The sequence below is a fragment of the Massilia sp. ST3 genome, from assembly GCF_018119405.1.
Lineage (GTDB): Bacteria > Pseudomonadota > Gammaproteobacteria > Burkholderiales > Burkholderiaceae_D > Telluria.
This window is the reverse complement of record NZ_JAGPWC010000032.1, coordinates 27,481-54,372: the sequence shown is the minus strand read 5'-3', so window position 1 is coordinate 54,372 and position 26,892 is coordinate 27,481. Positions and strand designations below refer to the sequence as shown.

General features: G+C 68.7%; 26 protein-coding genes and 1 pseudogene. 13 read left to right on the top strand and 14 right to left on the bottom strand.

Features of this window, described 5'->3' with window-relative positions; translation table 11 throughout:
* A pseudogene (locus tag KBW98_RS13080) lies at positions 1 to 411 on the bottom strand (RNA polymerase sigma factor RpoD); the annotation flags it as partial.
* A gap of 574 nt (positions 412 to 985) precedes the next feature.
* On the opposite strand from KBW98_RS13080, the gene KBW98_RS13075 reads away from it, so the two are divergent.
* The 3 genes from KBW98_RS13075 to KBW98_RS13065 all read left to right on the top strand — a co-directional run bounded on the left by KBW98_RS13075 (position 986) and on the right by KBW98_RS13065 (position 3,208).
* Positions 986 to 1,456, top strand: a complete 471-nt coding sequence (locus KBW98_RS13075; RefSeq protein ID WP_211520578.1) for a ProQ/FINO family protein — start codon at positions 986 to 988, stop codon at positions 1,454 to 1,456.
* Positions 1,456 to 2,049: a 3'-5' exonuclease gene (locus tag KBW98_RS13070; protein WP_211520577.1), complete on the top strand. Its 594-nt coding sequence runs from the start codon at positions 1,456 to 1,458 to the stop codon at positions 2,047 to 2,049. The genes KBW98_RS13075 and KBW98_RS13070 overlap by 1 nt, the downstream gene beginning before the upstream one ends.
* A 79-nt stretch (positions 2,050 to 2,128) precedes the next feature.
* Positions 2,129 to 3,208 carry a serine hydrolase gene (locus KBW98_RS13065; protein ID WP_211520576.1) on the top strand — a complete coding sequence of 360 codons (1,080 nt, stop codon included), beginning with the start codon at positions 2,129 to 2,131 and terminating at the stop codon, positions 3,206 to 3,208.
* A 4-nt stretch (positions 3,209 to 3,212) separates the two neighbouring features.
* Here the strand turns inward: KBW98_RS13065 and KBW98_RS13060 are convergent, their stop codons facing one another.
* Complete coding sequence (locus KBW98_RS13060) at positions 3,213 to 4,955, bottom strand: response regulator (RefSeq protein WP_211520575.1); 1,743 nt, start codon at positions 4,953 to 4,955, stop codon at positions 3,213 to 3,215.
* Positions 4,942 to 6,450, bottom strand: a complete 1,509-nt coding sequence (locus tag KBW98_RS13055; protein WP_211520574.1) for an ATPase domain-containing protein — start codon at positions 6,448 to 6,450, stop codon at positions 4,942 to 4,944. The genes KBW98_RS13060 and KBW98_RS13055 overlap by 14 nt, the downstream gene beginning before the upstream one ends.
* A gap of 239 nt (positions 6,451 to 6,689) precedes the next feature.
* Here KBW98_RS13055 and KBW98_RS13050 point away from each other — a divergent pair, with 239 nt between their 5' ends.
* Together KBW98_RS13050 and KBW98_RS13045 are read left to right on the top strand one after the other, a co-directional pair.
* Positions 6,690 to 7,412: a cytochrome c gene (locus KBW98_RS13050; protein ID WP_373888940.1), complete on the top strand. Its 723-nt coding sequence runs from the start codon at positions 6,690 to 6,692 to the stop codon at positions 7,410 to 7,412.
* Positions 7,409 to 8,677 (top strand): cytochrome c, encoded by a 1,269-nt coding sequence (locus tag KBW98_RS13045; protein WP_211520573.1) that lies wholly within the window; start codon positions 7,409 to 7,411, stop codon positions 8,675 to 8,677. The genes KBW98_RS13050 and KBW98_RS13045 overlap by 4 nt, the downstream gene beginning before the upstream one ends.
* A gap of 172 nt (positions 8,678 to 8,849) precedes the next feature.
* Here KBW98_RS13045 and KBW98_RS13040 read toward each other — a convergent pair whose 3' ends face one another.
* Together KBW98_RS13040 and KBW98_RS13035 are read right to left on the bottom strand one after the other, a co-directional pair.
* Positions 8,850 to 9,971 (bottom strand): type IV pilus twitching motility protein PilT, encoded by a 1,122-nt coding sequence (locus KBW98_RS13040; RefSeq protein ID WP_211520572.1) that lies wholly within the window; start codon positions 9,969 to 9,971, stop codon positions 8,850 to 8,852.
* Between the two features lie 112 nt (positions 9,972 to 10,083).
* Positions 10,084 to 10,566, bottom strand: a complete 483-nt coding sequence (locus KBW98_RS13035; RefSeq protein WP_211520571.1) for a DMT family transporter — start codon at positions 10,564 to 10,566, stop codon at positions 10,084 to 10,086.
* 206 nt (positions 10,567 to 10,772) lie between these two features.
* Between KBW98_RS13035 and KBW98_RS13030 the strand changes: the two genes are divergently transcribed.
* Positions 10,773 to 11,546: a head GIN domain-containing protein gene (locus tag KBW98_RS13030; RefSeq protein ID WP_229429162.1), complete on the top strand. Its 774-nt coding sequence runs from the start codon at positions 10,773 to 10,775 to the stop codon at positions 11,544 to 11,546.
* Positions 11,547 to 11,635: 89 nt separating this feature from the next.
* Here the strand turns inward: KBW98_RS13030 and KBW98_RS13025 are convergent, their stop codons facing one another.
* Both KBW98_RS13025 and KBW98_RS13020 read right to left on the bottom strand, forming a co-directional pair.
* Entirely contained in the window at positions 11,636 to 12,085 is a 450-nt protein-coding gene (locus tag KBW98_RS13025; protein ID WP_211520569.1) for a copper chaperone PCu(A)C, read from the bottom strand.
* A gap of 57 nt (positions 12,086 to 12,142) precedes the next feature.
* Positions 12,143 to 12,685, bottom strand: coding sequence for a YaeQ family protein (locus KBW98_RS13020; protein WP_211520568.1), 543 nt, complete (start codon positions 12,683 to 12,685; stop codon positions 12,143 to 12,145).
* A gap of 104 nt (positions 12,686 to 12,789) precedes the next feature.
* Between KBW98_RS13020 and KBW98_RS13015 the strand changes: the two genes are divergently transcribed.
* The 7 genes from KBW98_RS13015 (at position 12,790) to KBW98_RS12985 (ending at position 20,847) form a co-directional block, all read left to right on the top strand.
* Positions 12,790 to 13,821: an NADP-dependent oxidoreductase gene (locus tag KBW98_RS13015; protein ID WP_211520567.1), complete on the top strand. Its 1,032-nt coding sequence runs from the start codon at positions 12,790 to 12,792 to the stop codon at positions 13,819 to 13,821.
* A 282-nt stretch (positions 13,822 to 14,103) separates the two neighbouring features.
* Positions 14,104 to 14,442 carry a KGG domain-containing protein gene (locus KBW98_RS13010; RefSeq protein WP_211520585.1) on the top strand — a complete coding sequence of 113 codons (339 nt, stop codon included), beginning with the start codon at positions 14,104 to 14,106 and terminating at the stop codon, positions 14,440 to 14,442.
* Positions 14,443 to 14,547: 105 nt separating this feature from the next.
* The gene (locus KBW98_RS13005) at positions 14,548 to 15,120 is read left to right on the top strand and encodes a M48 family metallopeptidase (protein ID WP_211520566.1); all 573 of its coding nucleotides are present in this window, start codon (positions 14,548 to 14,550) and stop codon (positions 15,118 to 15,120) included.
* Positions 15,121 to 15,358: 238 nt separating this feature from the next.
* Positions 15,359 to 16,612, top strand: a complete 1,254-nt coding sequence (locus tag KBW98_RS13000) for a porin (protein WP_211520565.1) — start codon at positions 15,359 to 15,361, stop codon at positions 16,610 to 16,612.
* A 20-nt stretch (positions 16,613 to 16,632) separates the two neighbouring features.
* Positions 16,633 to 17,052: a phosphate ABC transporter substrate-binding protein gene (locus tag KBW98_RS12995; protein WP_307727597.1), complete on the top strand. Its 420-nt coding sequence runs from the start codon at positions 16,633 to 16,635 to the stop codon at positions 17,050 to 17,052.
* A 1-nt stretch (position 17,053) separates the two neighbouring features.
* The gene (locus KBW98_RS12990) at positions 17,054 to 19,750 is read left to right on the top strand and encodes an EAL domain-containing protein (protein WP_211520563.1); all 2,697 of its coding nucleotides are present in this window, start codon (positions 17,054 to 17,056) and stop codon (positions 19,748 to 19,750) included.
* A complete protein-coding gene (locus KBW98_RS12985; RefSeq protein WP_373888939.1) occupies positions 19,747 to 20,847 on the top strand; it encodes a diguanylate cyclase in 1,101 nt (366 codons plus the stop codon). The genes KBW98_RS12990 and KBW98_RS12985 overlap by 4 nt, the downstream gene beginning before the upstream one ends.
* 181 nt (positions 20,848 to 21,028) lie before the next feature.
* Here the strand turns inward: KBW98_RS12985 and KBW98_RS12980 are convergent, their stop codons facing one another.
* From KBW98_RS12980 to KBW98_RS12950, 7 genes are all read right to left on the bottom strand, one after another.
* Positions 21,029 to 21,616, bottom strand: coding sequence for a TIGR00730 family Rossman fold protein (locus KBW98_RS12980; RefSeq protein WP_211520562.1), 588 nt, complete (start codon positions 21,614 to 21,616; stop codon positions 21,029 to 21,031).
* 11 nt (positions 21,617 to 21,627) lie between these two features.
* Positions 21,628 to 22,323 carry a TetR/AcrR family transcriptional regulator gene (locus tag KBW98_RS12975; protein ID WP_211520561.1) on the bottom strand — a complete coding sequence of 232 codons (696 nt, stop codon included), beginning with the start codon at positions 22,321 to 22,323 and terminating at the stop codon, positions 21,628 to 21,630.
* A gap of 79 nt (positions 22,324 to 22,402) precedes the next feature.
* Positions 22,403 to 22,828 carry a phasin family protein gene (locus KBW98_RS12970; protein ID WP_211520560.1) on the bottom strand — a complete coding sequence of 142 codons (426 nt, stop codon included), beginning with the start codon at positions 22,826 to 22,828 and terminating at the stop codon, positions 22,403 to 22,405.
* Between the two features lie 74 nt (positions 22,829 to 22,902).
* Positions 22,903 to 23,688: a response regulator gene (locus tag KBW98_RS24200; RefSeq protein WP_211520559.1), complete on the bottom strand. Its 786-nt coding sequence runs from the start codon at positions 23,686 to 23,688 to the stop codon at positions 22,903 to 22,905.
* Positions 23,689 to 23,765: 77 nt separating this feature from the next.
* Positions 23,766 to 24,668: a triacylglycerol lipase gene (locus tag KBW98_RS12960; protein WP_211520558.1), complete on the bottom strand. Its 903-nt coding sequence runs from the start codon at positions 24,666 to 24,668 to the stop codon at positions 23,766 to 23,768.
* A 4-nt stretch (positions 24,669 to 24,672) separates the two neighbouring features.
* Positions 24,673 to 26,298: a GMC family oxidoreductase gene (locus tag KBW98_RS12955; protein WP_211520557.1), complete on the bottom strand. Its 1,626-nt coding sequence runs from the start codon at positions 26,296 to 26,298 to the stop codon at positions 24,673 to 24,675.
* Entirely contained in the window at positions 26,295 to 26,816 is a 522-nt protein-coding gene (locus KBW98_RS12950; RefSeq protein ID WP_211520556.1) for a twin-arginine translocation signal domain-containing protein, read from the bottom strand. The genes KBW98_RS12955 and KBW98_RS12950 overlap by 4 nt, the downstream gene beginning before the upstream one ends.
* Between the last annotated feature and the right edge of the window lie 76 nt (positions 26,817 to 26,892).

Here is a 26,892-nt window from a genome sequence, read left to right as displayed (position 1 = left end):
GGCCTTCAGCGCGGCCAGCTTGCCGCGCTTGCGCACGATCACCGGCGGCGCGGCCGGGGTGGCCGGCACGGCCGGCATGTAGTCCTCGGCGCCATCGTTGGCGGCCTCGTTGGCCACATCGTTGGCCGCCTCGGCGTCGAGCGCCGCCACCGGCGCCACGTCCTGCACCGGCGCGGCGGCCGCTTCGGCCAGCTCGGCCGCCACGTCGTCCGCCTGGGCGGCGACCGGCTCGGCGTCGGCCTGGGCCTTGAGCGAGGCCAGGCGCGAGCGGGTCTTGACCACCGTCACCTTGGCAGCCGCTTCCGTTTCCAGGAAATAGGAGGTCGCGGTTTTCGGCACTGCCAGCGGCGCCGCGCTCTTGGCCGGTGCTTTTTTCGCTGTCAGTGTCAAGGTCTTGGCGGTGTTCTTCATCTAAAGCTCTCCAGTCGAGGCGGGCGCGCGCCTGCGAAGTCAATAATCCAGCGGGACCCGCGGCGCGGGCCCTGGCAACAGTGGTTCGGAAGTGGCCCTACCTTAGGGCGAACGGCGGGACTTCAAGCACGGACGTCCCCGGCCTGCGCACGAAGGACGAACCGGTTCGGCGGGCAGGCAAGGTGTGGTCGGTGTTCAAGGTCGCGGTGTGCATGTCGGAACGAAAAAAAGCCCGTCGGCTGAAACGGGCTTGCATCTATTTTTCTAGAAGAATAGAGGGAGGCGATATTATGCCCCAACGCAAGATTTGGTGATAATTGAAATATCCGATAAGGGATATAAGCAATTCATATATTAGCAAGCTGCTCGCGGCTCCCCGGGTGCTTCTTCGTGGTTCCCCGTCCAGCCCTGCGTCGGCGCAAGCCGTGCGCAAGGCAAGAGGCGGATCATACACGATTTCGGGGCCACGCGCCCGCCTGCCGTAGTAATAAACCCAACAGTATCCCTGGAACAAGTACAATACGCGCCCGGGCGCCGTGCTATCCTTTGCTTTCCCGTTCTTACCATGAAGTCAATGAATACCAATACCCCTGCAGAGTCCGCCGAAACCATCGCCACCCCAGCCGCGCCAGAGCAGGCCAAGGCACCCGCCCTGTCGGCCCGCGCACTGCTCAAGCAACTCCAGCAGGAGTTCCCCGCCTTCCGCGACTGCCTCCCGCTGGCAATCGGCATCGACAAGCAGTTGCTGGCCCGCATGCCGGGCCTGGACCGCAAGACCATGCGCGCCGCGCTGGGCATCCACACCGGTTCGATGCGCTACCTGCGCGCCATGGAAAAGGCCAAGCAGCGCTTCGACCTGGACGGCACCCCGGGCGCCGAAGTCACCGATACCCACCGCCTGCACGCCAAGGAACAGCTGCAGGAACGCTTCAAGAAGGAAGCCGAGCGCAAGAAGGCCGAGCGCGAGGCCGCGGCCGCCGAGGAAGCGGACCGCAAGCGCCAGGAAAAACTGCAGGCCCTGGCCAGCAAGTTCTCGCGCAATTGATGGCTGTCGATCCGGACGAACTGCTCCCGCCCTATGTCGGCATCGGGCTGGCCGACGTGCGTATCGTCCGGACCGAGGCCGAGGCCGCGGCGGCCTTGACCGTGCTGTCGACGGCCGACGCGATCGGCTTCGACACCGAATCCAAGCCCACTTTCGCCAAGGGCGAAGTCTCGACCGGACCGCACCTGGTGCAGCTGGCCACCGATCAGATGGCCTACCTGTTCCAGACCGCCAGCCCTGCCGGCAACGCCACCGCGCTCACCGTGCTCAAGCCGGTGCTCGAATCCGACCGCATCCTCAAGGTCGGCTTCGGCCTGGGCGACGACCTGCGCCGCCTGCGCAGCAAGCTGGGCATCGAGCCGCGCAACGTGCTCGACCTGTCCACCGCCCTGCGCCGCGGCGAACGCAACTCGCTGGGCGCCAAGAGCGCGGTGGCGCGCTTCTTCGGCCAGCGCCTTCAAAAGTCGCGCCGCATCACCACCACCAACTGGGCCCTGCCGCGCCTGAGCGAAAAACAGGTGCTGTACGCCGCCGACGACGCCCACGTGGCGCTGCGCATCTACCGCCACTGGCGCGCCAACCCGCCTGCATAAACGCGCGCCCGGCCGAACCGCCCGGCCGGCGGGTGGCATACAATCCGGGCTCCACAGGCTTCCTCGGCAGGACTACCGGATGAAAGCACTCGGCTTGCTCCTCGCACTTCCCCTTGCCGCCCTGGCCGCCCCGCCAGCGCCCCTGCCTGGCGCGCTCGATGCCCTGGTCGCGGCGCGCTTCAAGCCGGAACTGCCGGGCGTCGCCGCCCTCGTGCTCAAGGATGGCCAGCCGCTGCTGCGCAAGGGCTATGGCATGGCCAACGTCGAACTGGGCGTGCCGGTGCGGCCCGAACACGTGTTCCGCATCGGTTCCACCACCAAGCTGTTCACGGTCACCGCTATCCTGTTGCTGGCCGACGAAGGCAAGCTCGTCCTCGACGCGCCCGTGGCGCGCTACCTGGCGGATGCGCCGCCGCAGTGGAGCAAGGTCACCCTCCTCCACCTGCTGGCGCATACCAGCGGCATCCCGAACCTGTCGATGGATTCCGGCTACTGGCGCACCACCGCCCGCCTGGACCACCAGCCGGAAGAACTGGTGGCGCCGGTGCGCGCCCGTCCGCTCGACTTCGAGCCGGGCGCCCGGTTCGCCTACAACAATACCGGCTACAACCGGCTCGGGCTGGTGATCGAAAAGGTCTCCGGCCAGGGGTATTACGACTTCATCGAGGCGCGCATCGCGCGGCCGCTGGGGCTGAAGCACACGGCGGCCGGCGACGACCGGCAACTGATCCCGGGCCTGGTCACCGGCTACCAGCTGGGTCCGAAGCCGGCCTGGATCCTGGCCGGCAGCAACCTGTACGCGGCGGGCGGCCTGGTGAGCACGGTGGACGACCTGGCCGCCTTCATGCTCGCGCTGCAGGCCGGGCAGATCGTCTCGCCCGCGAGCGTGGCGCGCATGAACGCCGGCCACGTGCTGCCGAATGGCGAGGCGACCGGCTACGGCCTGGGAACCTGGGTGCGCCGGGTCAACGGCAAGCGCCTGGTCGGCCACGGCGGCTACATCTTCAATTTCTACAGCCAGCTCGAGATGGATGTCGATTCGGGCATCGTGGCCGTCACCCTGCACAATGGCGACCGCTTCGGCGGCGACAACGAGGAGCTGAGCAAGGGCCTGATCGCGGCGGTTCAGGAGCAGGCCGCCGGCGCGGCGGCGAAGTAGCGCCTCAGGCGCCGGCGCTGTGCAAGGGCCGCTGCGCGGCGGGCCGGTCGAGCGCCCGCTCGACGCTGGCGGCCAGCTCGATCAACTGGAAAGGCTTGCGCAGGACCATGTCTTCCCCGATCACCTCCTCGATCGCCCGCATGTCCGCATAGCCGGTGGCGATGATCATCGGCACGTCGGGATAGGCCTGGCGCGCGTGCCGCATCAGTTCGGCCCCGGTCATCCCGGGCATCAGGTAATCGGTAATGATCAGGTCCGGGCGTCCCGCCGCCAGCTCCTCGAGCGCGCCGTGGCCGTCGCCTGCCTGGACCACTGCGTGGCCCAGCGCTTCGAGCGATTCGACCATCGAGCGGCGCACCGCGTCGTCATCCTCGACCACCAGGATGCGCACGCCCCTCGCTTGCGCCACGCGCAGGTCCGGGGCGCCGAGCAGCACCGGCGCATCGCCCAGGGCGGCCAGCCGCAGCCAGATTTCCACGGTCGTGCCCACGCCGGGCTGGCTCAGGATGCGCGCCGCACCGCCGGACTGGCGCGCCATGCCATACACCTGGCTCAGGCCGAGGCCCGTGCCCTTGCCGACCGGCTTGGTCGTGAAGAAGGGCTCGAAGACGCGCGCCGCCACGTCCGGCGGCATGCCCTGGCCGCTGTCGGTGACGGCGATACGCACGAAGTCGCCGGACAGCGCCAGGTCGGGCGGCGTCACCGTCGCGTCGGCGTGGAAGCGCAACTCGCCCCCGTCCGGCATGGCATCGCGCGCATTGATGGCCAGGTTCAGCAAGGCCATCTCCATCTGGTTGGCGTCGGCCAGCACGAGGGCATCGGCGCCGTCGGCATCGAAGCTCACACGGATACCAGACCCGAGCGAGGCAGCCACCAGTTCGCGCACGCCGTCGAACAGCTCGCCGACGCGGATCGGACGCAGCACCAGGCTCTGGTTGCGCGAGAAGGCCAGCAGCTGGCTGGTCAGTTTGCCGCCGCGCTGGCAGGCGCGCCGCGCCACCTCGGCGCGCTGCTTGGCCACCTCGTCCTTGGACAGCATGATGATCAGGTCCATGCTTCCCTGCACCACGTTCAGCAGGTTGTTGAAGTCGTGGGCGATGCCGCCGGTCAGGCGGCCGATGGCTTCCATCTTCTGCAGCTGGACCATCGCCGCCTGGACCCGTTCTCGTTCGATGATCTCGTTCATCAGGCGGTCGTTGGCTTGCGCGAGCTCACGGGTGCGCGCCTCGATCCGCGTCTCGAGGGTCGCGTTCAGGTGCACCAGCGCCTCCTGGCTCTCGCTCAGCCTGTGAGCGGTGCGGGTGCGGTCGGCCAGGACATCGCGCGCCTGGTACTGGCGATGCCTCGCGCGCAAGGCCGAGGTGGCGGCGCTGCGCAGGGTCTGGGTGTTGAGCGGCCGCTCGAGCAGGACGACGTTGCCCAGCGCCGCGAGCCAGGCGCGGGCGGCGTCGCCGGACGCCGCCGCGCCCATCGGCTTGCCGAGCAGGACGACGAAAGGAAAATCGGACCACGGCTCCTGCCGGCCGAGCCAGTCGGCCAGGCGCCCCAGGTCGGCGCCGTGCAGGGCTTCCTCGGCGACGATCGCAGCGCCCGCGCCCTCCTCGATGGCCGCGAGCAGCCCGCCGAAGGCGGCGACCACGAGGCAGCCGAAGCCGTCTTGCGCCAGCACCGAGGCCATGACTTCGGCGTCGCGCCCGCGCGGCGCGAAGACCAGCAGCCGTGCGTCCCGCTCGTCAGTCGCCTGCATGTGCCGTCGGAACCATCATGGGCGTGGCGCCGCGATAGCTCGGCAAGCCGGTCAGGACGCCGTCGAAGCCTTCGAGCGGCTCGCCGATCCGGACACCGTCGCTGCCGAGCTGCATCTCGTGGATCGTCAGCGCATGGTCCGCCGTGCGGCTCTTGATGACCGTGATGGCGCGGCGCAGTCTGCCGTTCGATTCGAAGAAGCGCAGCAGTACGGTACTGTCGCTCAGGTAGCTCAGGTCGACGTCGGTGCGCACTTCGCCGATCAGGCCGTGCTGTCCGAGCACCAGCACCGTGGTCACGCCCTTCTGGTTCAGGTAGGACAGCAGCTCGTGCATCTGCAGCGTGAGGAAATGCTCGCCCGGCATCGCCTGCAGGTAGGCGTTCAGGCTGTCGATCACGATGAAATCCACGCCTTGCCGCTCGACGGCGTCGCGCAGCATCTGCGCAAATTCGCCCGGCGCGAGTTCGGCGGGATCGATATGGTGGATGGCAAGCTGGCCGCTGGCGGCGTAGGCGCGCAGCTCCAGCCCCATCGCGGCGCTGCGCGCGAAGAAGGTGCCGAGCCCCTCGTCGAACAGGTAGAACGCCGCCTTCTCGCCCCGCTCGATGGCGGCCAGCAGGCAACGCGTGGACAAGGTGGTCTTGCCAATGCCGGACGGCCCCACGATCAGGGTATTGGTGCCGCGCACCAGCCCCCCTCCGAGCAAGCGGTCCAGGCCCGCCGCCCCGGTCGAACGCACCGACGGCGCGAAATCGCTGGCATGCTCGGCCGCCACCAGGCGCGGGTACATGGTGATGCCTCCGGTATCCAGCGTGTAGTCATGGTAGCCGCCGCGGAAGCGGATGCCGCGCATCTTGATGATGTTGACGCGGCGCCGCTCCTTGCCGAACTCCTTGGCGATCTGCTCCAGGCTGATGACGCCGTGGGCGATGCTGTGCAGGTGCTGGTCGGACGAGGCGGTCTTGTCGTCCAGCAACAGCACGGTACAGGCCCGCGAGGAGAAGAACTGCTTGAGCGCAAGAATCTGGCGCCGGTAGCGCAAGGGATTCTGGGCCAGCAGGCGCATCTCGGAGAGACTGTCGAACACCACGCGCGCGGGCTTGACCTGGTCGACCTGGTTCATCACGTTGCGCGTGGTCTCGCCCAGCTCGACCTCGGACGGGTGAAACACCGATTGCTGCGCATCGATGTCCAGGTCGGCGTCGCCGGCCAACTCGAACAGCGACAATTCCGCGAGCGACCAGCCGTGGCTGGCGGCCACTGCCCGCAGTTCATCGGTGGTCTCCGACAGGGTGATGTACAGGCCATGCTCGCCCTTGCGCGCGCCGTCGAGCAGGAACTGCAGGCCGAGGGTCGTCTTGCCGGAGCCCGGCGAGCCTTCGATCAGGTACACGCGCTGGGGCGTCAACCCACCGCCGAGGATATCGTCGAGGCCGTCAATGCCGGTGGAAATGCGCGGAGCCGACGAAGTGGGAAGGGGTGAAGCAGAAATCATGGTGCGGCCTATGGTCGGGATGACAAACACGCGACGGCGCCGGCAGGCGGCGCCATGGCCCTCGAACTGCGGTCGTAAACCGCGACAGTATCGTATGTGTAGGACAATACCACTTTATCGTGCAAAACAGCGCCGTGCTGGCGCGCCCACCTTTCATCCCGGGTCACGGTGTCCCGGATTGCCGTCCATTGGCAGGCGATCCGCGTTATCATCCATGCATGCCCATGATTGACGATCCGATGAACCGGTTTCGCCCCCTGTCCGGCGCCATGCTGCTTGCGCTGGCGTGCTCCGCCCCGGCCGCGCACGCCCAGGCCGTGCCCGACACCCTGGCCCAGCGCCTGGCCGCCTGCACCTCCTGCCACGCGCGCGTCGATGCGCGCGGCAATCCGGTCAACGACAGCTACTACCCGCGCATCGGCGGCAAGCCGGCCGGCTACCTGTACAACCAGCTGCTCAACTTCCGCGAGGGCCGGCGCCAGTATCCGCTCATGACCTACCTGGTCGACCACCTGCCCGATCCCTACCTGCGCGAGATCGCCGGCTGGTTCGCCGCCCAGCACCCGCCCGCGCCGCAGCCGGCGCCGTCCACGATGCCGGCGCAGACGCTGGAGCGCGGCCGCCAGCTGGTGTTCAAGGGCGACGCGGCGCGCAAGGTCCCGGCCTGCGTGGCCTGCCACGGCCAGCGCCTGACCGGCGTCGAGCCGGCGATTCCCGGCCTGCTCGGCCTGCCGCGCGACTACGTGAACGCCCAGTTCGGCGCCTGGCGCGACAAGCTGCGCCGCGCCCACGCGCCCGACTGCATGGCCGAGATCACCGCCCGCCTCACGCTGGAGGACGTGAACGCCGTCTCGGGCTGGCTCGCGGCCCAGCCGGTGCCGAGCGATCCCCGCCCCGCTGCGGCGGCGGCGATCGTCCGCCCGCTGCCGCTGGCCTGCGGCAGCGCGAAGGATGCGCCATGAAGAGGACTTCACTTGCCCTGCTGGTCCTGGCCGGCGCCGCCCTTGCCGCGATCGCCCTTGCCTGGCCACGCGCCCAGCACATCCCGGCCGCCTCGCCGGCCGCCTATGCGCCCACGCCGGAGAACATCGCGCGCGGCGCCTACCTGGCGCGCGCCGGCGACTGCGTCGCCTGCCACACGGCGCGCGGCGCGCCGGCCTATGCCGGCGGACGGGCGCTCGACACGCCTTTCGGCCGCCTCTACGGCCCCAACCTGACGCCGGACCGCGAGACCGGCATCGGCGCCTGGAGCGCGGACGATTTCTGGAACGCCCTGCACAACGGCATCGGCCGCGACGGCCGCCTGCTCTACCCGGCCTTCCCGTACACCAACACCACCCGCGTGACGCGTGCCGATTCCGACGCGCTGTACGCCTATTTCCGCAGCCTGGCGCCGGTAAGGCAAGCCAAGCGCCCGCACGAACTGGACTTCCCCTATAACCAGCAGGCCTTGCTGGCCGGCTGGCGCCTGCTCTACTTCCGTCCCGCCGTGTTCGCGCCGCAGCCGCAGCGCGGCGCGGCCTGGAACCGCGGCGCCTATCTGGTCGAGGGCCTGGGACATTGCAGCGCCTGCCACAGCACCCGCAACCGCCTGGGCGCGAGCGGCGAGACGCTCTCCGGCGGCCTGATTCCCGCCATCGGCTGGTACGCACCCTCGCTCACCGCCGGCAGCGAGGCGGGACTGGGCGACTGGGACAAGGAGCACATCGTGGCCCTGCTCGGCACCGGCGTCTCGCCGCGCGGCACGGCCACCGGGCCGATGGCGGAAGTGGTGGCGCGCAGCCTGCAGCACCTGACACCAGGCGACCTGGGCGCCATGGCGGACTACCTGAAATCGCTGCCGGCAACCGGGGCGCCCCAGCCCGCGGCGGGCGAGGCGGCCAGCGAGCAGCTGCTGGCCGAAGGCAAGCGGATCTACGACAAGCAGTGCGTGGATTGCCACGGCGCCGACGGCAAGGGCCGGCAGCCGGCCTACCCGCCGCTGGCCGGCAACCGCGCGGTGACGCTGACGCCCGCCGTGAACGCGATCAGGATGGTGCTGAACGGCGGCTTCCCGCCCGGGACCGCGGGCAATCCGCGTCCCTACGGCATGCCGCCCTATGGCCATGAGCTGAGCGACGCCCAGGTGGCGGCGGTCCTGAGCTATGTGCGCGGCAGCTGGGGCAACGCGGCGCCGGCGGTCACTTCTCCGGAGGTGAACCGCTACCGCGCGGTGCCGCTGGACTAGGCCTGTCCGTCCGAACGCGGTGGCGACAAGATAATTGTCGGCGCGATGAGTAGGGTGGACGGCTGTGCCGTCCACGCGGTGATTGGTAGTGGCTCCGCTCTCGTGCGGGATGATCTCGCTGCGGACTATCACCGCGTGGGCGGCAAAGCCGCCCGCCCTACGCCGGCAGGCGTCACACCATGTCGGCGAACGCCACCCGGTCGGTGGTGGCGGCGCGCGCGTCTTCCACGCGCACCTTGTGCGCGGCCAGCAGCTGTTCCAGCGAGGCGTTCATGGTGTGGCAGCCCGGATCGCGGCCGCTGTTCATGTGGGCGCGGATGCCGCCGATGTCGCCCGCTTCGAGCATGCGCATGATGGCGCTGCTGGGGGTCAGGCACTCGGTGGCGAGGTGGTAGCGGTTGCCTTCGCGCGAAGGCAGCAGCGCCTGGCACAGCACGCCGCGCAGCGCGTGCGCCAGCGCCTGGGCCTGGGCTTCGGAGTTGCCCAGCAGGCGCAGCATCTTTTGCAGCCCCAGTTCGGTCGAGCGCGCGTGCAGGGTGGCCAGCACCAGCGGGCCGGATTCGGCCAGCGCCAGCGCTTCCTGGGCGGTCTGGGCGTCGCGGATTTCGCCGATCATGATCACGTCCGGGCGCTCGCGCAGCGCGTCCAGGGCGCCCAGGTAGTAGCTCTCGACGTCGCCGTCCACGCCCACCTCGCGCTGGGTGATGATGCACTTGCGCTGGGGGATCAGGGTCTCGACCGGGTCTTCGATGGTGATGATGTGGCCCGAGCGCTGCTTGTTGATCTCGTCCAGGATCGAGGCGATGGTGGTCGACTTGCCCTGGCAGGTGTCGCCGATGATCAGGACCAGGCCGCTGGTCAGGCGCGCGAACTGCAGTTCGTCGTCCCACAGCCCCAGCTCGGACAGCGCCAGCGGCGCCTTCGGGAAGCGGCGGATCACGCAGCCCAGGCGCTTGCGGCCCTGGAAGTGGAAGCAGTTGGCGCGGATGCGCGCCGTATGCAGGTCGATCGAGCGGTCGAAGGCGCGCACCGCGATGCGCTCGGCCCAGTTCGGCTCGATCACGTCGAAGAACTCTTCCAGCTCCTCCTTCGTGATCGGCGAATCGGTCACCGCCACCAGGCCCTTGGGCTGGCGCAGCATGAGCGGGCTGTTCTGGTGAATGATGATGTCCGAGAACACCAGCTTCGAGTTCAGCAGGTGCAGGATCTGCTCGACCAGGGTCCCGAACACCGGGTGGTCTTCGTTTTCGATGTACGAGAGAGTGGGAATCTGCGAAGAGGTATGGTGTTCCATCTGGCCGGGGCGCTGTTAAATGAATTGATGCAAACCATTATAAAACCAGCACCGGCCAAAAATTGCAATATCGAAATCAAAATTGCCCGAGAAGCCACACTTGGCGTGACGCTTATCGTGTGATAGTTGCAACGATGCGGTCGCCGAACAGGGTAATCGCCACGCCCAGGGCTACCACCACCGCCCCGGCCAGGCGCACCATGGACACCTTGCGGGTCGCCATATGGATCAGGCCGAAATGGTCGATCGCCATCGAGGTGAACAGCTGGCCGGCGATCACCAGCACGATCAGGCTCAGCAAGCCGATGCGCGGAGCCAGGAACACGGTGCCGAAGACGAAGGCGGCGCCCAGGAAGCCGCCGGCGAACTTCCACAGCGGCTGCGAAGGCAGCGCCGCGAGCGTGGCGCCCAGGCCGCCGAAGCCATCCTTGGCCAGGGCCATCGCCAGCAGCGCCACGGTGCCGCAACTGAAGGACACCAGGGCGGCGGCCACCGAATTGGCGCCGATCGCATGCGCCAGCTGGCTGTTGACGGCCGCCTGCACCGACATCGCGATGCCGACGCAAAAAGCGACCATGAAGAGAATCAGGTTCATCACATACCTCAACCCGGGGAAATCCGGGGAAAAAGCGCACGATTCTAGTGCATCTCGCGCTTGAGGGATAGGCGGAATGCATGGCGGCCTGTCCCTCCATCGTGCATTCCACTCCGCCGGCCCTGCGGTTCGTCGCAAACGCGCCACGCGCACAGGGACGCTTGTCTAGGATGGCTGCACTGACATTCGCATCCAAGGAGACCACCATGAACAAGAACACCTTCACTGTCACCGCCCTGCGCGGCCTGCTGCTGGCCGCCGCCCTGGCCGGCGCGGCCGCCCCCGCCTCCGCCGGCATGTGGCCCTTCAAGGGCGAGCAGGTCGAAGGCAGCGGCAGCGTCAAGCGCCAGGCGCGCCAGGTCCAGCACTTCACCGGCGTGGCGCTCGAGCTGCCGGGCCGGCTGGAACTGCGCATGGGGAACAGCGAAGCGGTGACCGTCGATGCCGACGACAACCTGCTGCCCCTGATCGAGACCGTGGTCGAAGACGGCACCCTCAAGGTGCGCCCGTCCAAGCGCAACCTGAACCTGCGCTCGCGCAACATGAAGATCGTGGTGAACGCGCGCCAGGTCGACCGCCTGTCGCTGGGCGGCTCGGGCACCATCGACGCCGACGCCCTGCGCGGCCAGCGCCTCCAGTTCGACCTGGGCGGCTCGGGCAAGATCAACGTGCGCGGCATCGAGAGCGAATCGGTCTCGGTCACCCTGGGCGGCAGCGGCGACTTCCGCGCCGAGGGCGGCAGCGCGCGCAAGCTGTCGGTCTCGATTGGCGGCTCGGGCAATGTGGACCTGGGCAAGGTGGCGTCGAACGACGCCAGCATCAGCGTGGGCGGTTCGGGCGACGTGACGGTGTGGGCCAAGGATGCGCTGAGCCTGACCATCGCGGGTTCGGGCGACGTGAACTACTACGGCGATCCGCGTGTGAGCAAGTCGATCGCGGGGTCGGGGGATGCGCGCAGGCTGGCGGGGTCGCCGCGCTGAGTGGTGATGGTGCGGCGTGCATACGCCGCATGAACTTGGGTTCCCGCCTTCGCGGGAACCCAAGTTTGCCGGCAAATACACGACGCGAATCAGTGCCCGCTATGCGCCGAATACGACAAGGGCTTCACCGGCACCGCCACCTTCACCTCCTGCCGCTTCTTGGCGGCATCCTGCACCACCAGCACCAGCTCCACGCTCTCCCCTTCCTTCAGCTGCCGCTTCAGGTCGAACAGCATCACGTGGTAGCCGCCGCTGGCCAGGTTCACCGGCTTCCCGGCCGGCAGCTCGATGCCGTCGACGCGGCGCATGCGCATCACCTGGCCGTCCATGGCCATTTCGTGCAGCTCGGCGCGGCCTGCGGCCTCGGTGCGCACCTCCACCAGGCGCGCCGGCTGGGCCGACTTCACCCCCATGAAGGCGCCGGTGCTCTTCTGGACCGGCACCGTGGCGCGGATCCAGGGATCGGTCACGCTCACCTGGGCCAGCGCTTGCGTGGACAGCAGGGCGGCGCCCAGCAGGACAAGAATGCGAGAAGTCATGATCGTCTCTTCCAAACAGACATACGGACCGGCAGATTATAGTCCGCCGGGAGCTACTCAGCCGCCGCCGAACAGGTATTCGCGCTCCACCAGCACGGTGTCGACGCCGTCGGTCAGCCAGATCTGGCCGTCCTGGATCGTGCACTGCAGCTGCATCGAGCGCTTGGCCAGCTTTTCCAGCTGGGCGCTGGTTTCGGCGGGAATGTTCACGACCGTCACCTTCCTGGCGCGCTCGATCTTGTTGGCGATGCCCTTGAACCAGATGCTGCTGGTGGCGCTGTAGCTGTACACGAACACGCGCTCCGAGCGGCTGCAGGCCTTCAGGATGCGCTTCTCGTCCGGCTGGCCGATGTCGATCCACAGGTCGATGGCGCCGGTCAGGTCCTTCTGCCACAGGTCGGGTTCGTCGACGTCGAACAGGCCCTTGGTGAAGCCCAGGGCCGGATCGGCGTGGATGGCGAAGGCCAGCACGCGGATCATCATGCGCTCGTCGGTTTCGGAGGGGTGGCGCGCGATGGTCAGGCCATGGTCGCCGTAATAATTGCGGTCCATGTCGGCGATCGACAGGTCGGCTTTGTAGATGGTCGCTTTGAGAGCCATGGATGGGGTCGGTGGATAGGGTCGAATGCGTTAGCCCGCTATTGTCGCACGCGGCGCGCCGCAGGCGGTATAGTCTTGTTGCCAACATCATCATGGAGACCGCAATGACCAATGCATTTCCGCCGAACCAGCAGTTCCGCCTGGCCGCCCGTCCGTCCGGCATGCCGCGCCGCGAAGACTGGCAGTTCCACGAGGAAGCCGTGGGCGAGCCCCCTGAAGACGGCATCGTCGTCAAGGTGCTCTACCTGTCGCTCGACCCGGCCATGCGCGGCTGGATGAACGAGGGCAAGTCGTATATCCGCCCGGTGGCGATCGGCGAAGTCATGCGGGCCGGCGGCCTGGGCGTCGTGGTGGCCTCGCGCTCGCCGCGCTTCGCCGTGGGCGACTACGTGGCCGGCGGCACGGGCGTGCAGCGCTACTGGTCCGGCGCGGCCGACGACAAGGGCGCCGCCTTCGTCAAGATCGATCCCCGCATCGGCGGCACGACGGCCTGGCTCAATACCCTGGGCATGCCGGGCATGACGGCCTGGTTCGGCCTGCGCGAAGTCGGCCAGCCGAAGGCCGGCGAGACGGTGGTGGTGTCCGGCGCGGCCGGCGCGGTCGGCATGACCGTGGGCCAGCTCGCCAAACATATGGGCTGCCGCGTGGTCGGCATCGCCGGCGGCCTGGACAAGTGCCGCTTCGTGGTCGAGCAGCTCGGCTTCGACGCCTGCATCGACTACAAGGCCGGCCCGGTGCACGCGGCGCTCAAGGAGCACTGCCCGCAGGGCGTCGACGTCTACTTCGACAACGTGGGCGGCGACATCCTCGACGCCGTGCTCACCCGCATCAACATGAAGGCGCGCATCGTGATCTGCGGCGCGATCTCGCAGTACAACGCCACCGCCCAGGTCAAGGGGCCGGCCAATTACCTGTCGCTGCTGGTGAATCGGGCGCGCATGGAAGGCATGGTGGTATTCGACTACGCCGCGCGCTATCCTGAAGCTGTGCGCGAGATGGCGCACATGATCGGGGAAGGCAACCTGAAAAGCATCGAATTCGTGACCGAGGGATTCGAGACTTTCCCGGAGGCGCTTCTGATGCTGTTCGAAGGGCGTAACCTGGGCAAGCTGGTGCTGAAAGTCGCCGACGTCTGACGCCCCGGACGACACCCGTGGCCGCACGGTCCGCCGCCGTGCAGCCGCGCCCCCACCCGGCGGCCGGGGCGGCTCGGCGCGCAAACCCGCAGCGGACGGAACTAACGCCAGCCCCTCCTCTCTAATCGCACGAGCGCAGCCATTCGGCGTTCGGCAACATCCTCGATACCATCCACATAGACCGCATCGAGGGAGCACTGAATCATTCTGGCGCGCAGGAATCGTGGCCAAGGCCGCCGCCATGAATCGATCGGTGCTTCCCTAGTGCACAAGGAGATCGACATGGCGACTAGCAAGGAAAGCATCGACAGAGGCGCGGCCAGTCCAGGAAATGTGCAAAAAAGCGGCCAGCCCGCCAAGCGCGGGTTCGCAGCAATGGACCAGAACCAGCAACGTGAAATAGCCAGCAAGGGCGGGCAGGCAGCCCATCAGAAAGGCACGGCGCACGAATTCGATTCCGAAGAAGCGCGCCGGGCCGGGCAAAAAGGGGGCGAGGCGGTCAGCCGCAACCGCGCGCACATGGCCGACATCGGCCGCAAGGGTGGCGAAAGCCGCCAGTCGGCCCAGCGGGCAGCCGCTGCCGCCGCCAAGGGCAACCGCCAGGGGGAGAAGGAAGGCTGAGCAAGCAATCTGAATTGCCCTTCCGGCGCCGCCATTCCGGCGGCGCTGTGGCGCGGACGCCGCAAGCGTCCGCCCCGGGGCCGCCTGTGTTACATTGCGGCCCCTATGCATACTCCGCACACGCCAGCGTCGCCCGCCTCACCCTCTTCACCTTCCTCGCCCGGCACGCTGACCCTGAAATACCTGTCCGCCTACCCCGAGCAGCTGCGCGCCCAGGCCGGCCAGCTGATCGCCAGCAAGCAGCTCGGCGAGGTGCTGCGCCGGCGCTATCCCACAGCCCACGGCATCCGTACCGACAAGGCCCTGTATGCCTACGTGCAGGACTTGAAGGACGACTACCTGCGCCAGGCCGAGCCGGTGTCCAAGGTCGCCTTCGACAGCAAGATCCAGGTCGTCCAGCATGCCCTGGGCCTGCATACGGCGATCTCGCGCGTGCAGGGCAGCCGCCTCAAGGCCAAGCACGAGATCCGCATCGGCACGGTGTTCCGCGACGCCCCGCTGCCCTTCCTGCGCATGATCGCCGTGCACGAGCTGGCCCACCTGAAAGAGAAGGAACACGACAAGGCCTTCTACAAGCTGTGCTGCTGGATGGAACCGGCCTATCACCAGCTCGAGTTCGACGTCCGTCTTTACCTGACCTGGCTCGAGTTGTCGGGCGAGCGCCTGTGGGCGGCCTGACGCGCCTCGCAGGACAAGAAGGATTGCCGGCGCCTTCCGATGGAAGTCTTGCCGGATGCGCCAGACGCGGCGCCAACGTCGTTGCCGTCAAACAACAATCATTGTCACACCAACTAATTGCGCTGCGTAAAGTTCTCGACTTAAATAAGCGTGGCGGGTAAAGTTTGACCGGACATACGCATTCGCGTCGTCTCTCCCGGTTCGTTCTGGCTGCCGGGGCCGCTCATCCGACATCAGCATGTATCAGCACATCGTACCCGGCAAGCTTCTTCCTGCCGCGCTTGGCACCGCCATGCTTGCTTGCGGACTCTGCGCTACCGCGCAAGCCGCCGATTCCAGCCTCACGTGGAAACTGTCCGGCTTCGGGACGGTTGGCGCTGTCCATTCCAGCAACCGCGATGCCGACTTCACCACCTCGCCCCTGAAGGCGAACGGCGCCGGCTATACCCAGTCCTGGAGCCCGGACGTCGATTCGCGCCTCGGCGCCCAGCTCGACGTGAGCAAGGGTCCGTGGTCGGGCGTGGTGCAGGTGGTCAGCGAACAGCGCCTGGACGGCAGCTACCGTCCGCTGGTCGAATGGGCCAATGTGAAATACCAGGTCACGCCGGACCTCGCCGTGCGCGCCGGCCGCATCGCGCTGCCGATCTTCCTGGCGGCCGACTACCGCAAGGTGGGCTACATCGTGCCCTGGGTCCGCACCCCGACCGAGCTGTACGGCGGCCAGCCGCTGAGCGGCAGCGACGGCGTCGACCTCACCTGGCGCTGGACCGGCGGCGCGCTGCGCAATACCACCCAGGCCTTCTACGGGCACACCGATCTCAACCTGTACAACGGACTGCGCCTGAAGGCGGCCGGCATCGCCGGCCTGTCGCACAGCATCGAGCAGGGCGCCTTCAGCGGCCGGGTCTCGGCCGGCACCGCCACCCTGACCACCGACCTGGGCGGGGAATTGTTCGGCGCCCTGCGCGCCTTCCGCCCGCAGGGCCAGTCCCTGGCCGACCGCTACGACATCGTCGACAAGCGCGTCGTGATCATGACGGCCGGCGCCACCTACGATCCGGGCGAATGGTTCGTCACCGCCGAAGGCGGCCGCACCCGCACCGCATCGGTGCTGGGCGCCTATACCGCGGTCTACGTGGGCGCGGGCATGCGCTTCGGCGCCTTCACCCCGTATGCCGGCTACGCGCGCTCGCACGCCGACGTGCCGACCACCGACCCTGGCCTGCCGCTGGCCGGCCTGCCGCCGCGCCTGGCCGCCACCGCCGGCATGCTGAACGCCGGCCTGAACGCCTACCTGTTCGCGATGGCGGCCCAGAGCACCTGGAGCACCGGCCTGCGCTGGGACTTCGCGCCGAACATGGCGCTCAAGGCCCAGTACGAACGCGCCCTTCCCAAGCAGGGCACCCGCGGCACCTTCTCCAACGACCAGCCGGGCTATCGTCCCGACCGGCCCATCCACGTGACCAGCGTGGCGCTGGACTTCGTTTTCTGAGGCGCCGCATGGGACATCGTTTGCATCACCTTCTCGGCGCCCTGACCCTCGCGCTCGGCGCGGCCGGCCATGCCTCGGCCGAACTGGTCGTCATCGTCTCGGCCCGGAATCCGGCGCCGGCCCTGAGCAGCGACCAGATCGCCGCCATCTTCCTCGGCCAGGCGGGACGCTTCCCTGACGGCGCCGAAGCGGTCGCGCTCGACCAGCGCCTGGGCTCCCAGGAGCGCAACCAGTTCTACCAGCAGGTCGCCGGCAAGACCCCGGCCCTGCTCAAGGCGCACTGGTCGAAGATGGTCTTCACCGGCCGCGGCCAGCCGCCGCGCGAGGCCACCGACAGCGCCAGCGTGCGCCGCATGGTGGCCGACAATCCCGCGATGATCGGCTACATCGAACGCGCCGCGCTGGACGCCAGCGTGCGTCCGGTGCTGGTGCTGCGCTGACATGAGCACGCTCGCCCGCTCCGACCGAGGCGCCCTGCCCGCGCGGGCCGTGCGCAGCCGCCGCAGCCTGCTCTCGCGCTGGCTCGGCATCGGGCTCGAGACCTATGTCTCGCTGCCGCTGTTCGCCCTGCTGCTGGTGGGCGCGCTCTGGTTCGCCACCCTGCACGTCATCGACTCCGAGCGCAGCGCCGCCCAGGAAGCCGCGCTCGACGCCACGCGCGAGCTGGTCGACACCTACGAAGCCCAGATGGCGCGCAGCCTGAGCGGCATCGACCAGACCTTGCGCGTGCTGAAGTACGCGGTCGAGCAGAACGGCCCGACCGGCGCCCTGCCCGCGCTCGCGGCCCAGGGCCTGCTGCCGCCCGGCCTGGTGTTCCAGGTCGCGATCATGAATGCGGACGGCCGCGTCCTGGCCAGCAATCCGGCGCTCGGCGCGCACGACCTGTCGCAGGCGCCCTGGCTGGCCTTCCACCGCAACACGCCGCACGACACGCCCTTCGTCAGCGAGACCAGCGGCGGCGACGAGCCGCACCTGCACTTCACGCGCCGCATCAACGACGCCGCTGGCCACTTCGCCGGCGTCGCCATGGTGGCGGTCGATCCGTCCTACTTCACGAGCTCCTACGAACGTTCGCGCCAGGGCGAGCGCGGCCTGCTCGGCCTGGCCGGGCGCGACGGCATCGTGCGCGTCCTGCGCATCGGCGAGAACGTGTCCTGGGGCCAGCGCTTTGCGCCCGGCGCCGCCGATGCGGTGGTGCTGCGCGACGCCGGCGTCGACGCCGAGCTGCGCTACACCAGCACCCGCCCCCTGAACGGCTTCCCGCTGGTGGCCGTGGTCGGCCTGTCGCAGAGCGAGCAGATGGCCCAGTTCGAACAGGGACGCCGCGCCTGGCTGCTGGGCGCCGGCGCCGGCACCGCCCTGGTGCTGGGCGTGGTGACCCTGGTCAGCGCCTGGTCCTGGCAGCTGGCCAAGGCGCGCCGCCGCGAGCGCCGCGCCCAGCAGACCTATGCCGCCGCCTCCGAGGCCAGCCTGGACGCCTTCTTCGTGCTGCGCGCGGTCTACGGCCCGGGCAACAGCGTGCTGGATTTCACGATCGAAGCCGCCAACGGGCGCGCCGAGCAGCTGACCGGCCTGAGCAAGCAGCAGATGGCCGGCCAGCGCATGTCGGTCCTGCTCCCCGCCTCGCTCGGCGCCTGCATGTTCGAGGACCTGGCGGCGGTCGCCACCGATGGCGTGGCGCGCGAGGCCGAGTGGCAGGCGCAGGAACTGCCGCTGCCGGACCGCTGGCTGTACCGCCAGGTGGTGCCGGTCGAAGGCGGCGTGGTCGCCATCGTGGGCGACATCACCGAACGCAAGACCACCGAGCAGCGCATCCGCCACCTGGCCCACCATGACGACCTGACCGGCCTGCCCAACCGCAGCCTGCTGCGCGACCGCCTGGGCCAGGCGATCCGCGAGGCCGAGCGCAAGGGCAGCGCCGTGGGCCTGGCCTTCATCGACCTGGACGGCTTCAAGCTGGTCAACGACGGCCTCGGCCACAACGCGGGCGACGAACTGCTCAAGGTGGTGGGCGCGCGCATGGGCCGCTGCCTGCGCCGCACCGACACCCTGGCGCGCTTCGGCGGCGACGAGTTCGTGATCCTGCTGCCCGACCTGTCGGGCGATCCGATGGCGATCACCCCGCTGCTGGAGAAGGTGCGCCAGGCGGTCACCGAGCCGGTGCTGGTCGAGGGCCAGGAGGTGCAGGTCAGCTCGAGCATCGGCGTCGCCTTCTACCCGCGCGACGGCGCCGACACCAATACCCTGATGATGAACGCCGACGCGGCCATGTACCGCGCCAAGGACATGGGCAACAATAACGTCCAGTTCTACGCCAGCGAGATGAACGCCAGCGTGGAGGAAAAGCTGGTGTTGCTCGAGGGCCTGCGTGCGGCGCTCGACACCTGCGTGGACGGCTACCAGGGCGCCTGCCAGTTCGAGTTGCTGTACCAGCCCAAGGTCGACCTGCGCACCAATCGCCTGTTCGGCGTCGAGGCCCTGATCCGCTGGCACCATCCGGAAAACGGCATGGTCTCGCCGCTGCGCTTCATCAGCCTTGCCGAGGAGAGCGGCCTGATCGTGCAGATTGGCGAGTGGGTGGTGCGCACCGCCTGCCGCCAGGTCCAGGCATGGCGCGCCGCCGGCCTGCCGCCCCTGAGCGTCTCGGTCAACGTCTCGGCCCGCCAGTTCGAGGAAAAGCGCCTGGTCGAGCGTATCGAAGGCGCCCTGCGCGAAACCGGGCTGCCGCCCGGCGCGCTGGAAGTCGAAGTCACGGAAAGCTCGATCATGCGCGACCTGGCGCGCTCGATCGACAAGATGCGCGAACTCAAGGCGATGGGCGTGTCGCTCTCGATCGACGATTTCGGCACCGGCTATTCGAGCCTGTCGGCCTTGAAATCCTTCCCGATCAGCCGCCTGAAGATCGACAAGTCCTTCGTCAGCGACCTGGCCGAGAGCCAGGACGACCAGGCCATCGCGATGGCGGTGATCTCGCTCGGCCACAAGCTGAACCTGCGCGTCATCGCGGAAGGCGTCGAGACCGAGCAGCAGCGCGACTTCCTGCGCGCCAACGACTGCGACGAGATGCAGGGCTACCTGTTCAGCCGCCCGGTACCGGCGCACGAGATCGCGGCCATGCTCGCGGTAGACCAGGCGTGAGCACGGGCGCCACCGTCTGGCGGGCCCTGGCCGGGTCCGAGCGCGGCCTGCGCCGCATGCTGCAATACTGGGCCGCCACCGCCCTGCTCTACCTGGCCTCGATCGGCATGGTGGAATGGCAGGTGCTGAATGGCTTCAGTGAGCTGGAGGGAATGCGCCGGCTGGAGCTGTTCGGCATCGGCGGCCTCATCGTCTTCTATTTCATGGTGCGCTTCAGCGCGGTGCTGCGGCTGACGCCGGAAGTCTTGACCGTGACCCAGGCCCTGTACGCGATCGGTTGCGGCATGTGGGCCTATTCGATCGGTGGGCCGGTGCGCAGCGGCATCATGCCGATGACGGTGATGGTGGTTGCCTTCTGCATGTTTGCCCTGCGTCCGCGCCAGACCCTGCTCCTGACCGCTGCGGCGCTAACGGGGATGGGCAGTACCATGTGGTGGCTGCAGGCGCACGATCCCCTGCGTTTCCCGCCCGCGGTCGAGGCGATCACCTTCGGCTACCTGGCGGCGGCACTGCTGTCGACCGCCTTGCTGACCGGCGAAATGAGCAAGCTGCGTGCGAAACTAAAGCGGCGCAAGAAGGAACTCGAGCGTGCGCTGGAGACGATCCGCCTGCTGGCAACACGGGACGAATTGACCTCGCTGGCCAACCGCCGCCACATGAACGAAGTACTGGCCGAGGAAGAGCGCCGCCATCCGCATGGCGCCGGCACCTGCGTGGCGCTGCTGGACATCGACTTCTTCAAGCAGGTCAACGACCGCCACGGCCACGCCGCGGGCGACGCGGTGCTGCGCAGCTTCGCCGCCACCACGCGCGGGGCTCTGCGCAGCCACGACGTGCTGGCGCGCTGGGGCGGCGAGGAATTCCTGCTGCTGCTGCCGGACACCTGCCCGTCGGATGCGCGGCTGGTGCTGGAACGCATGGCCGAGCGCGTGCACGCGATGCGAGTGCCGGGACTGGAAGCGGACCGGCGCATCAGCTTCTCGGCCGGGCTGGCCGAGCGCCGCCATGGGGAGGCGTTCGCGGATGCGATCAACCGGGCGGACAAAGCCTTGTACCGGGCCAAGGAGGCGGGGCGGGACCGGATCGAGATGGCGTGAAGCCCGCGCCTCTACCGTCAGCCCCCAACTCCTCCGTCATTCCCGCGAAGGCGGGAACCCAAGTTTGCTCGCGTGCCCGCTGCGTTTGACGATAGTGGTGCGTCACGAACTTGGGTTCCCGCCTGCGCGGGAAGTCGTAGGCGCCAGTGGCGCGTACGACGGTGTGCAAGCGGAGGTGAAGCTATCCTCGCAGGATCCCGCCTTCCACATCCTCGCCCGCCGCCGGCGCCGCCGCCTCGCGCAGCCGGCGGATCAAGAGGCCAGGATCCTCCTCGATCATCATCAGCCCCTCATGCTCCGGCCTGACGAAGCCCTCTTCGCATTGGTGGCGCACGAAGGCCTTCAGGCCGTCGTAGAAGCGCTGGGTGTTGAGCAGCCCGATCGGCTTGGCATGGATGCCCAGCTGGGCCCAGGTCACCATCTCGAACAGCTCTTCCAGGGTGCCCATCCCGCCCGGCATGGCGATGAAGCCTTCGGACAGGTCGGACATCATGGCCTTGCGCTCGTGCATGTCCTTCACCACGAACAGCCGGGTCAGCCCGGCATGCCCTACTTCGCGCTCGACCAGGGCCTTGGGAATCACGCCGGTGGCTTCGCCGCCCAGGCGCAGCACCTCGTCGGCGATCACGCCCATCAGACCGACCTTGCCGCCGCCATAGACGAGGCCGATGTTGTGCTCCACCAGCGCGCGCGCCAATTCACGCGCCGCGTCGGCGTAGACGGGATGGGCGCCGTGCGAGGCGCCGCAGTAGACAGCGATGGTTTTCATGGGGCGCAAGCTTACAGGAATTCGGCGCCGGGACGGGCCTCGGCGGAGAGTTTCTTGAGGTATTCCTCGGACAGCTTCTCGAACAGCAGGCGGGTGTCGCCGCGCAGGTAGGGACCAACCATCGACAGCACCTGGTAGCAGCCGCGCGCCAGCGCGTCGGCGATCGCCTGCTGCTCGCTGTACTTGCGCGGATTGCGCACGTACTCGTACGACAGCCAGTAGGTTGCCACCACCACCATGTTGGTCGCCATCGCGCCGATCTGCTGGTCCGATGCTTCCAGCGAGCCTTCGCTGCGCAGGTCCTCGCATAGCTGGCGCGCGACCTTGATCTTGTGCGCAAGGATGGCCTTGAAGTGCAGCTCGAGCTTGCGGTTCCGCGACAGCAGGTCGTTCAGGTCGCGGTAGAAGAAACGGTAGCGCCAGATCAGCTCGAACATCAGGTGCAGGTAGAGCCACACGTCCTCCATGTTGGAGCGGCGTCCGGCCGGCACCGTCAGGATGCGCTCGATTTCCGCCTCGAACTGGACGAAGATCGAATTGACGATGTCGTCCTTGTTGCGGAAATGGTAGTACAGATTGCCGGGCGAGATATTCATCTCCTCGGCAATGACGGTCGTCGTGATGTTCGGCTCGCCGAATTCGTTGAACAGCCTGAGCGAGAGCTCGAGAATGCGTTCACGGGTCCGGCGCGGAGCTTTCTGTTGCATGAAGGACGAGGTTAAAGTGTGTTCCTGAAAGGATAACATCGAACGGTCGTTCGTAGAATGCCTCCTTTCACGGTTTCTTTCAACCAGCCTCGTCGCCCGGTTCGTCGGCCGGCGGCAGGCGCCGCGCCAGCTCGGCCACCTGGGCTTCCAGCTCGGCCACGCGCCCTTGCAGGGCCTCGACCTCGGCCGCGGCCGGGGCGCCGATGCGGGTCAGGGCGCGCGCCACGCGCTCCTCGAACACCTGCTCGAGCTGGTTCCAGGAGCTGGTGCCGCGCCGGCTGGCCCGTTCGGCCGAGCGGCTGACGGTCTCGGTGGCGTCTTCGACTTCGCGCGCATAGCGCTGCAGTTCGCTGCCGTCGCGCACCAGGCGGGTGAAGGCGGTCCCGCCCTCTTTCTGGGCCTTGGCGAAGGCGCCCAGACCGGCCTGCCAGATCTGGCGGGCGGACGCGCGGACGGCCTGGGCGAGCGCCTCGTCGTCGTCGGGAGGGGTGAGTTTCTTGGTCATGATGGTCTCTGGCTGCATGCGATCCGGGCATTGTAGGGGCGCACGCTAGAAACAGTCTTCTAAAGCGGGTATGCCTAAAGCGGGGGCCCGGCCTGGAAGCCATGGGAGGAGGCGCGCCTGCGGTGCAGGCGCAGCGCCTCTTCCACATGGCCGCGCAGCTCCCCGGCCGCCACCGGCTTGGCATGGTGGGCGTCCACGACTCCGGCCGCCATCGCGGCCTCGATCTCGGCCAGGTCGCTCTGGCCGGTCAGCATCAGCCTTACCGACGCCGGGTAGCGGTGCGCCACCTCGGCCAGCAGCGCGGTGCCGGTCATGCCCGGCATATCCTGGTCGCACACGATCACCTCGACCGGCTCGCGTTCCAGCACACCCAGGGCCTCCTCGCCCGAGGCGGCGGTGAGCACCCGGTAGTCCTGGCCGGACAGCATGTCGGCCAGCACCCCCAGCATGAAGCCGTCGTCCTCGACCAGCAGCACACTGGACGCCGCTTCGGCGGCGGGCGGCAGGAAGGCTTCCAGCTCGGCCACGAAGCTTTCCGGCTCGATCGGCTTGCTGATGTAGCCGTCGAAGCCCGCCGCGAGCACGTGCTCGCGGTCGCCCGCCATCGCCAGTGCGGTCACGGCCAGGACCGGTATGGCGGCCAGTTCCGGCTCGGCCTTCAGGGCCGCCAGCACGGCGTAGCCGTCCATGCCCGGCAGGTTGACGTCGCAGGCCACCAGGTCGGGCCGTTCGCTGCGCGCCGCCGCCACCCCGCGCGCGCCGTCGGGCGCGGCCAGGGGCGTGTGGCCGTAGGCGCTGAGCAGGAAGGACATCAGCTCGATATTCGCCGGATTGTCTTCGATGATGAGGATATGGGCCACGGAACGCTCCGGAATGCTGCAATGATGTCACTGTAACATGCCGGAGGTTCCGGCGATGTAGGCCGGATGGCGGGGTTCTAGGGCCGTGCGAGCTCGCGCATGACCGCGTCCAGCACGCGCGGATTGCGGCCCAGGGCGACGTGGCCGACGCCGCCGAAGGCCAGGTTGCGCGCGCCTTCCAGCTCGCTCGAGGTCTGGGGCGCGATGATGTTGTCGTGGTGGGTGTAGATCGAGGTGATGAGGGCGCGCGTGGCGGCGCTCTCGCCGTCGCCCAGCGCCTGCAGCCAGGCGCTGGAGCGGCGCATCTGGACCGCGTTGGCGCCGACGCCGAGGGCGGCCAGGCTGGTGCCGTGGTGCGGCGTGCCGAGGGTGATCACGCGCGCCACGTGGGCGGTGCCGTAGGCGCGCATCCAGGCGCGCGCCACCAGGCCGCCCATGCTGTGCGCCACCAGCGTCACGCGCGCCGCCCCGCTGGCGCGGCGCAGGGCCTCGACCGCATGCTGGACCAGTTGGGCGTAGCCGTCGATGTCGCCGGTGACCGGCTCCAGGTCGAGCGAAGCGTGGCTGATGCCGGCGGCGTCGAGGCGCCGCGCCAGCTGGCCCCAGTAGCCGCTGTTGCAGCCGTAGCCGTGCACCAGCAGGACCGGCGGCAAGGTGGAGGACGGATAAATGCGGGTGCGCGGCACCGCGCGCGGCCCGTGCCAGTTCGCGTACAGCATGCTGGACATGAACTCCTCGGCGAACAGGCGCAGGCTGCCGAACGGGTCGAGGCGGAATTCATGCGGTGTAGGACTGGCGCAGCGCGCGCTCATCACGAAGTTGTTGGCGTTGATGAGCAGGCGCACCAGCACCACGGCGCCCAGGCCGGCGCCGAAGGCGATCCAGCGGCTGGCGCCGGCTTCGCTCAGCGCCACCCCGATGCCGAGCGCCGCCAGCGCCTGCACCAGGATGATCAGCCTGAGGATCCAGCGCGCGCTCATCGATCTATGCCAGGGGCTCCGCCGGCCGCCCCATCAGCGCCGCGGCCAGGGTGCTGGCCAGGCGCGTCGTCAATCCATAGATGCTCAGCTGCGGGTTGGCGCCGATCGAGGTCGGGAACAGCGAGCCGTCGTGCACCGACAGGTTGGCCAGGCCGCGGTAGCGCCCGTCGGCGTCGGTCACGCCCAGGCGTTCGTCGCCGGACATGGCGCAGCCGCCCATCACGTGGGCCGACACCACGCGCGTCAGGTGGATGCGCTGCGGCAGTTCCGGGATGGCCTTCTTCGCCGCTTGCCAGCTGGCGTAGCGCGGCGCCATCTCGTGCCCGACCTGGACCTCGCGCGCGCCGGCCGCGAACTGGATCTCGGCCATGCTGAGCAGCGCGCGGCGCGCGCCGTCCCACAAGTACTCGTTCAGCGGATAGTCGAGCTCCGGGCTGCCATCGGCGCGCAGGCGCACCCGGCCGCCCTGCGACTCGGGGTGGAAGCCGTCGCGCAGCAGGGCCAGCATGGCGTGCATGTGCGGGAAGTCGCGCATGGTCGCCGCGTGGTCCTGGCCGAAGCCGCTCATCTTGGTGGCCAGCAGCAGCGGGTGCAGCGGCGGCGCCTCGAGCTTGTAGCCCATCGGCCCGTCGACCGGACCGGTGTGCAGGAAGTGGTCGGAATAGACGGTCTGCGGCGCGCCGGCCCAGGCGTCCACGCGCTGGGGGAAGAAGGCGGCCGAGATCAGGGTCGGGTGCAGGAAGGTGCGCCGGCCCAGCATGCCGCTGGGGTCGGGTGCGCCGGAGCGCAGCAGCAGCGCCGGCGAATTGATGGCGCCGCCCGCCACCACGTAGTGGCGCGCGCGCAGGCGCAGTACGCGTCCCGTGGGCGCCAGCCCGTCGGCCCCGAGGGCATGGCAGACCAGTTCCTCGACCTGCCCCTTGCGGATCGCCAGCCGTTCGGCCCGCGCGCGCGTTACCAGCGTCGCGCCATGGTCGAGCGCCACGGGAATCGTCGTCACCAGCATCGACTGCTTGGCATTGGTCGGGCAGCCCATGCCGCAATAGCCTAGGTTCCAGCAGCCGTTCACGTTGCGGCGGATGAAGCCGGTCGGGATGCCGAGCTTGTCGGCCCCGCGGCGCAGGATGTCGTTGTTCTCGTTGGGGGCGGCCTGCCAGTCGCCGACCTTCAGGCGCCGCTCGGCCATGGCGAACCAGGGCGCGGTGGCCTCGACGGTGGCGCCGGGCAGCGTGTACTGACGCTGCCACCAGGCCAGGGTGTCGGGCGGGGTGCGGAAGCTCGAGGTCCAGTTGACCGTGGTCGAGCCGCCTACGGTGCGGCCCTGCAGGATGTCGATGCCCTTGTCGGCGCTCTTGCGCGCCGCCGATTCCTGGTACAGCGCGGGATAGGCCTCGGCCTCGCGCATGTTGAAGTCGCGCGAGGATTTCAGGGAGCCCTCCTCGACCAGGATCACGGACAGGCCGGAACGGGCCAGGATCTCGGCGCTGATGCCGCCGCCCGCGCCGCTGCCGACGATGACGACGTCGGCCTCCAGCGCGCGGTCCTCGTCCAGGGAAGCAGCGTCGATGACCTTCCAGCCGCGCGCCAGGCCGGCCGCGATCGGGTCGGGGATGATGAGTTCCTTGCTCATGCCAGCTCCTTGAGCGGACCGGGATAGCCGATCGCTTCCCAGGTCGACGGCTGGGCGTACCAGGCGCCCAGCACCAGATCGTGCAGCGCCTGGTAGGCCGTGCGCAACAACCCCAGGCGGTGCAGGCGCCAGTCCTGGAGGAAGGCGCTCACCTGCTCGGGACTGGCGTTCTCCCAGCCATCGGAAACCCCGGTCAGCAGGCGCCGCGCCGGCGCCAGGGCGAGCAGGCCGAACAGGTCCTGCACCTCCTTTTGCGTGGCGGGCGGCAAGCCCAGGATGGCGGTGTGCACGCCTGCGACGGCGGCGTCCAGCGCCTGGCGGCGCCGGTCGGGTTCCGGCGGCAAGGCGCCGGCCAGGATCGCCGGCGCGATCGCGTGCAGCGCGGCGCGCGCTTCGCCGTCGAGCGCGAAACGGTGCGGCGTGCCGGCGTGGGTAGCGCGGTACCAGGCCCCGCCCCCGGCCAGCACCAGGGCGGCCAGGCCGCCCGCTTTCAGGAAAGTCCTGCGTGATGTCCCCATGCTTCTCTCTTGTGTTTTTCTACGGGTAGGATAAAACGAAAGCCCCGCCAGCGGGCCGGATTAGAGGGCTTCGTCT

Bases quoted from the DNA above. Each gene is read 5' to 3' on its own strand.
- KBW98_RS13075 (WP_211520578.1), top strand. From the start codon at position 986: ATGAATACCAATACCCCTGCAGAGTCCGCCGAAACCATCGCCACCCCA.
- KBW98_RS13070 (WP_211520577.1), top strand. From the start codon at position 1,456: ATGGCTGTCGATCCGGACGAACTGCTCCCGCCCTATGTCGGCATCGGG.
- KBW98_RS13065 (WP_211520576.1), top strand. From the start codon at position 2,129: ATGAAAGCACTCGGCTTGCTCCTCGCACTTCCCCTTGCCGCCCTGGCC.
- KBW98_RS13060 (WP_211520575.1), bottom strand. From the start codon at position 4,955: ATGCAGGCGACTGACGAGCGGGACGCACGGCTGCTGGTCTTCGCGCCG.
- KBW98_RS13055 (WP_211520574.1), bottom strand. From the start codon at position 6,450: ATGATTTCTGCTTCACCCCTTCCCACTTCGTCGGCTCCGCGCATTTCC.
- KBW98_RS13050 (WP_373888940.1), top strand. From the start codon at position 6,690: ATGAACCGGTTTCGCCCCCTGTCCGGCGCCATGCTGCTTGCGCTGGCG.
- KBW98_RS13045 (WP_211520573.1), top strand. From the start codon at position 7,409: ATGAAGAGGACTTCACTTGCCCTGCTGGTCCTGGCCGGCGCCGCCCTT.
- KBW98_RS13040 (WP_211520572.1), bottom strand. From the start codon at position 9,971: ATGGAACACCATACCTCTTCGCAGATTCCCACTCTCTCGTACATCGAA.
- KBW98_RS13035 (WP_211520571.1), bottom strand. From the start codon at position 10,566: ATGAACCTGATTCTCTTCATGGTCGCTTTTTGCGTCGGCATCGCGATG.
- KBW98_RS13030 (WP_229429162.1), top strand. From the start codon at position 10,773: ATGAACAAGAACACCTTCACTGTCACCGCCCTGCGCGGCCTGCTGCTG.
- KBW98_RS13025 (WP_211520569.1), bottom strand. From the start codon at position 12,085: ATGACTTCTCGCATTCTTGTCCTGCTGGGCGCCGCCCTGCTGTCCACG.
- KBW98_RS13020 (WP_211520568.1), bottom strand. From the start codon at position 12,685: ATGGCTCTCAAAGCGACCATCTACAAAGCCGACCTGTCGATCGCCGAC.
- KBW98_RS13015 (WP_211520567.1), top strand. From the start codon at position 12,790: ATGACCAATGCATTTCCGCCGAACCAGCAGTTCCGCCTGGCCGCCCGT.
- KBW98_RS13010 (WP_211520585.1), top strand. From the start codon at position 14,104: ATGGCGACTAGCAAGGAAAGCATCGACAGAGGCGCGGCCAGTCCAGGA.
- KBW98_RS13005 (WP_211520566.1), top strand. From the start codon at position 14,548: ATGCATACTCCGCACACGCCAGCGTCGCCCGCCTCACCCTCTTCACCT.
- KBW98_RS13000 (WP_211520565.1), top strand. From the start codon at position 15,359: ATGTATCAGCACATCGTACCCGGCAAGCTTCTTCCTGCCGCGCTTGGC.
- KBW98_RS12990 (WP_211520563.1), top strand. From the start codon at position 17,054: ATGAGCACGCTCGCCCGCTCCGACCGAGGCGCCCTGCCCGCGCGGGCC.
- KBW98_RS12980 (WP_211520562.1), bottom strand. From the start codon at position 21,616: ATGAAAACCATCGCTGTCTACTGCGGCGCCTCGCACGGCGCCCATCCC.
- KBW98_RS12975 (WP_211520561.1), bottom strand. From the start codon at position 22,323: ATGCAACAGAAAGCTCCGCGCCGGACCCGTGAACGCATTCTCGAGCTC.
- KBW98_RS12970 (WP_211520560.1), bottom strand. From the start codon at position 22,828: ATGACCAAGAAACTCACCCCTCCCGACGACGACGAGGCGCTCGCCCAG.
- KBW98_RS12960 (WP_211520558.1), bottom strand. From the start codon at position 24,668: ATGAGCGCGCGCTGGATCCTCAGGCTGATCATCCTGGTGCAGGCGCTG.
- KBW98_RS12955 (WP_211520557.1), bottom strand. From the start codon at position 26,298: ATGAGCAAGGAACTCATCATCCCCGACCCGATCGCGGCCGGCCTGGCG.
- KBW98_RS12950 (WP_211520556.1), bottom strand. From the start codon at position 26,816: ATGGGGACATCACGCAGGACTTTCCTGAAAGCGGGCGGCCTGGCCGCC.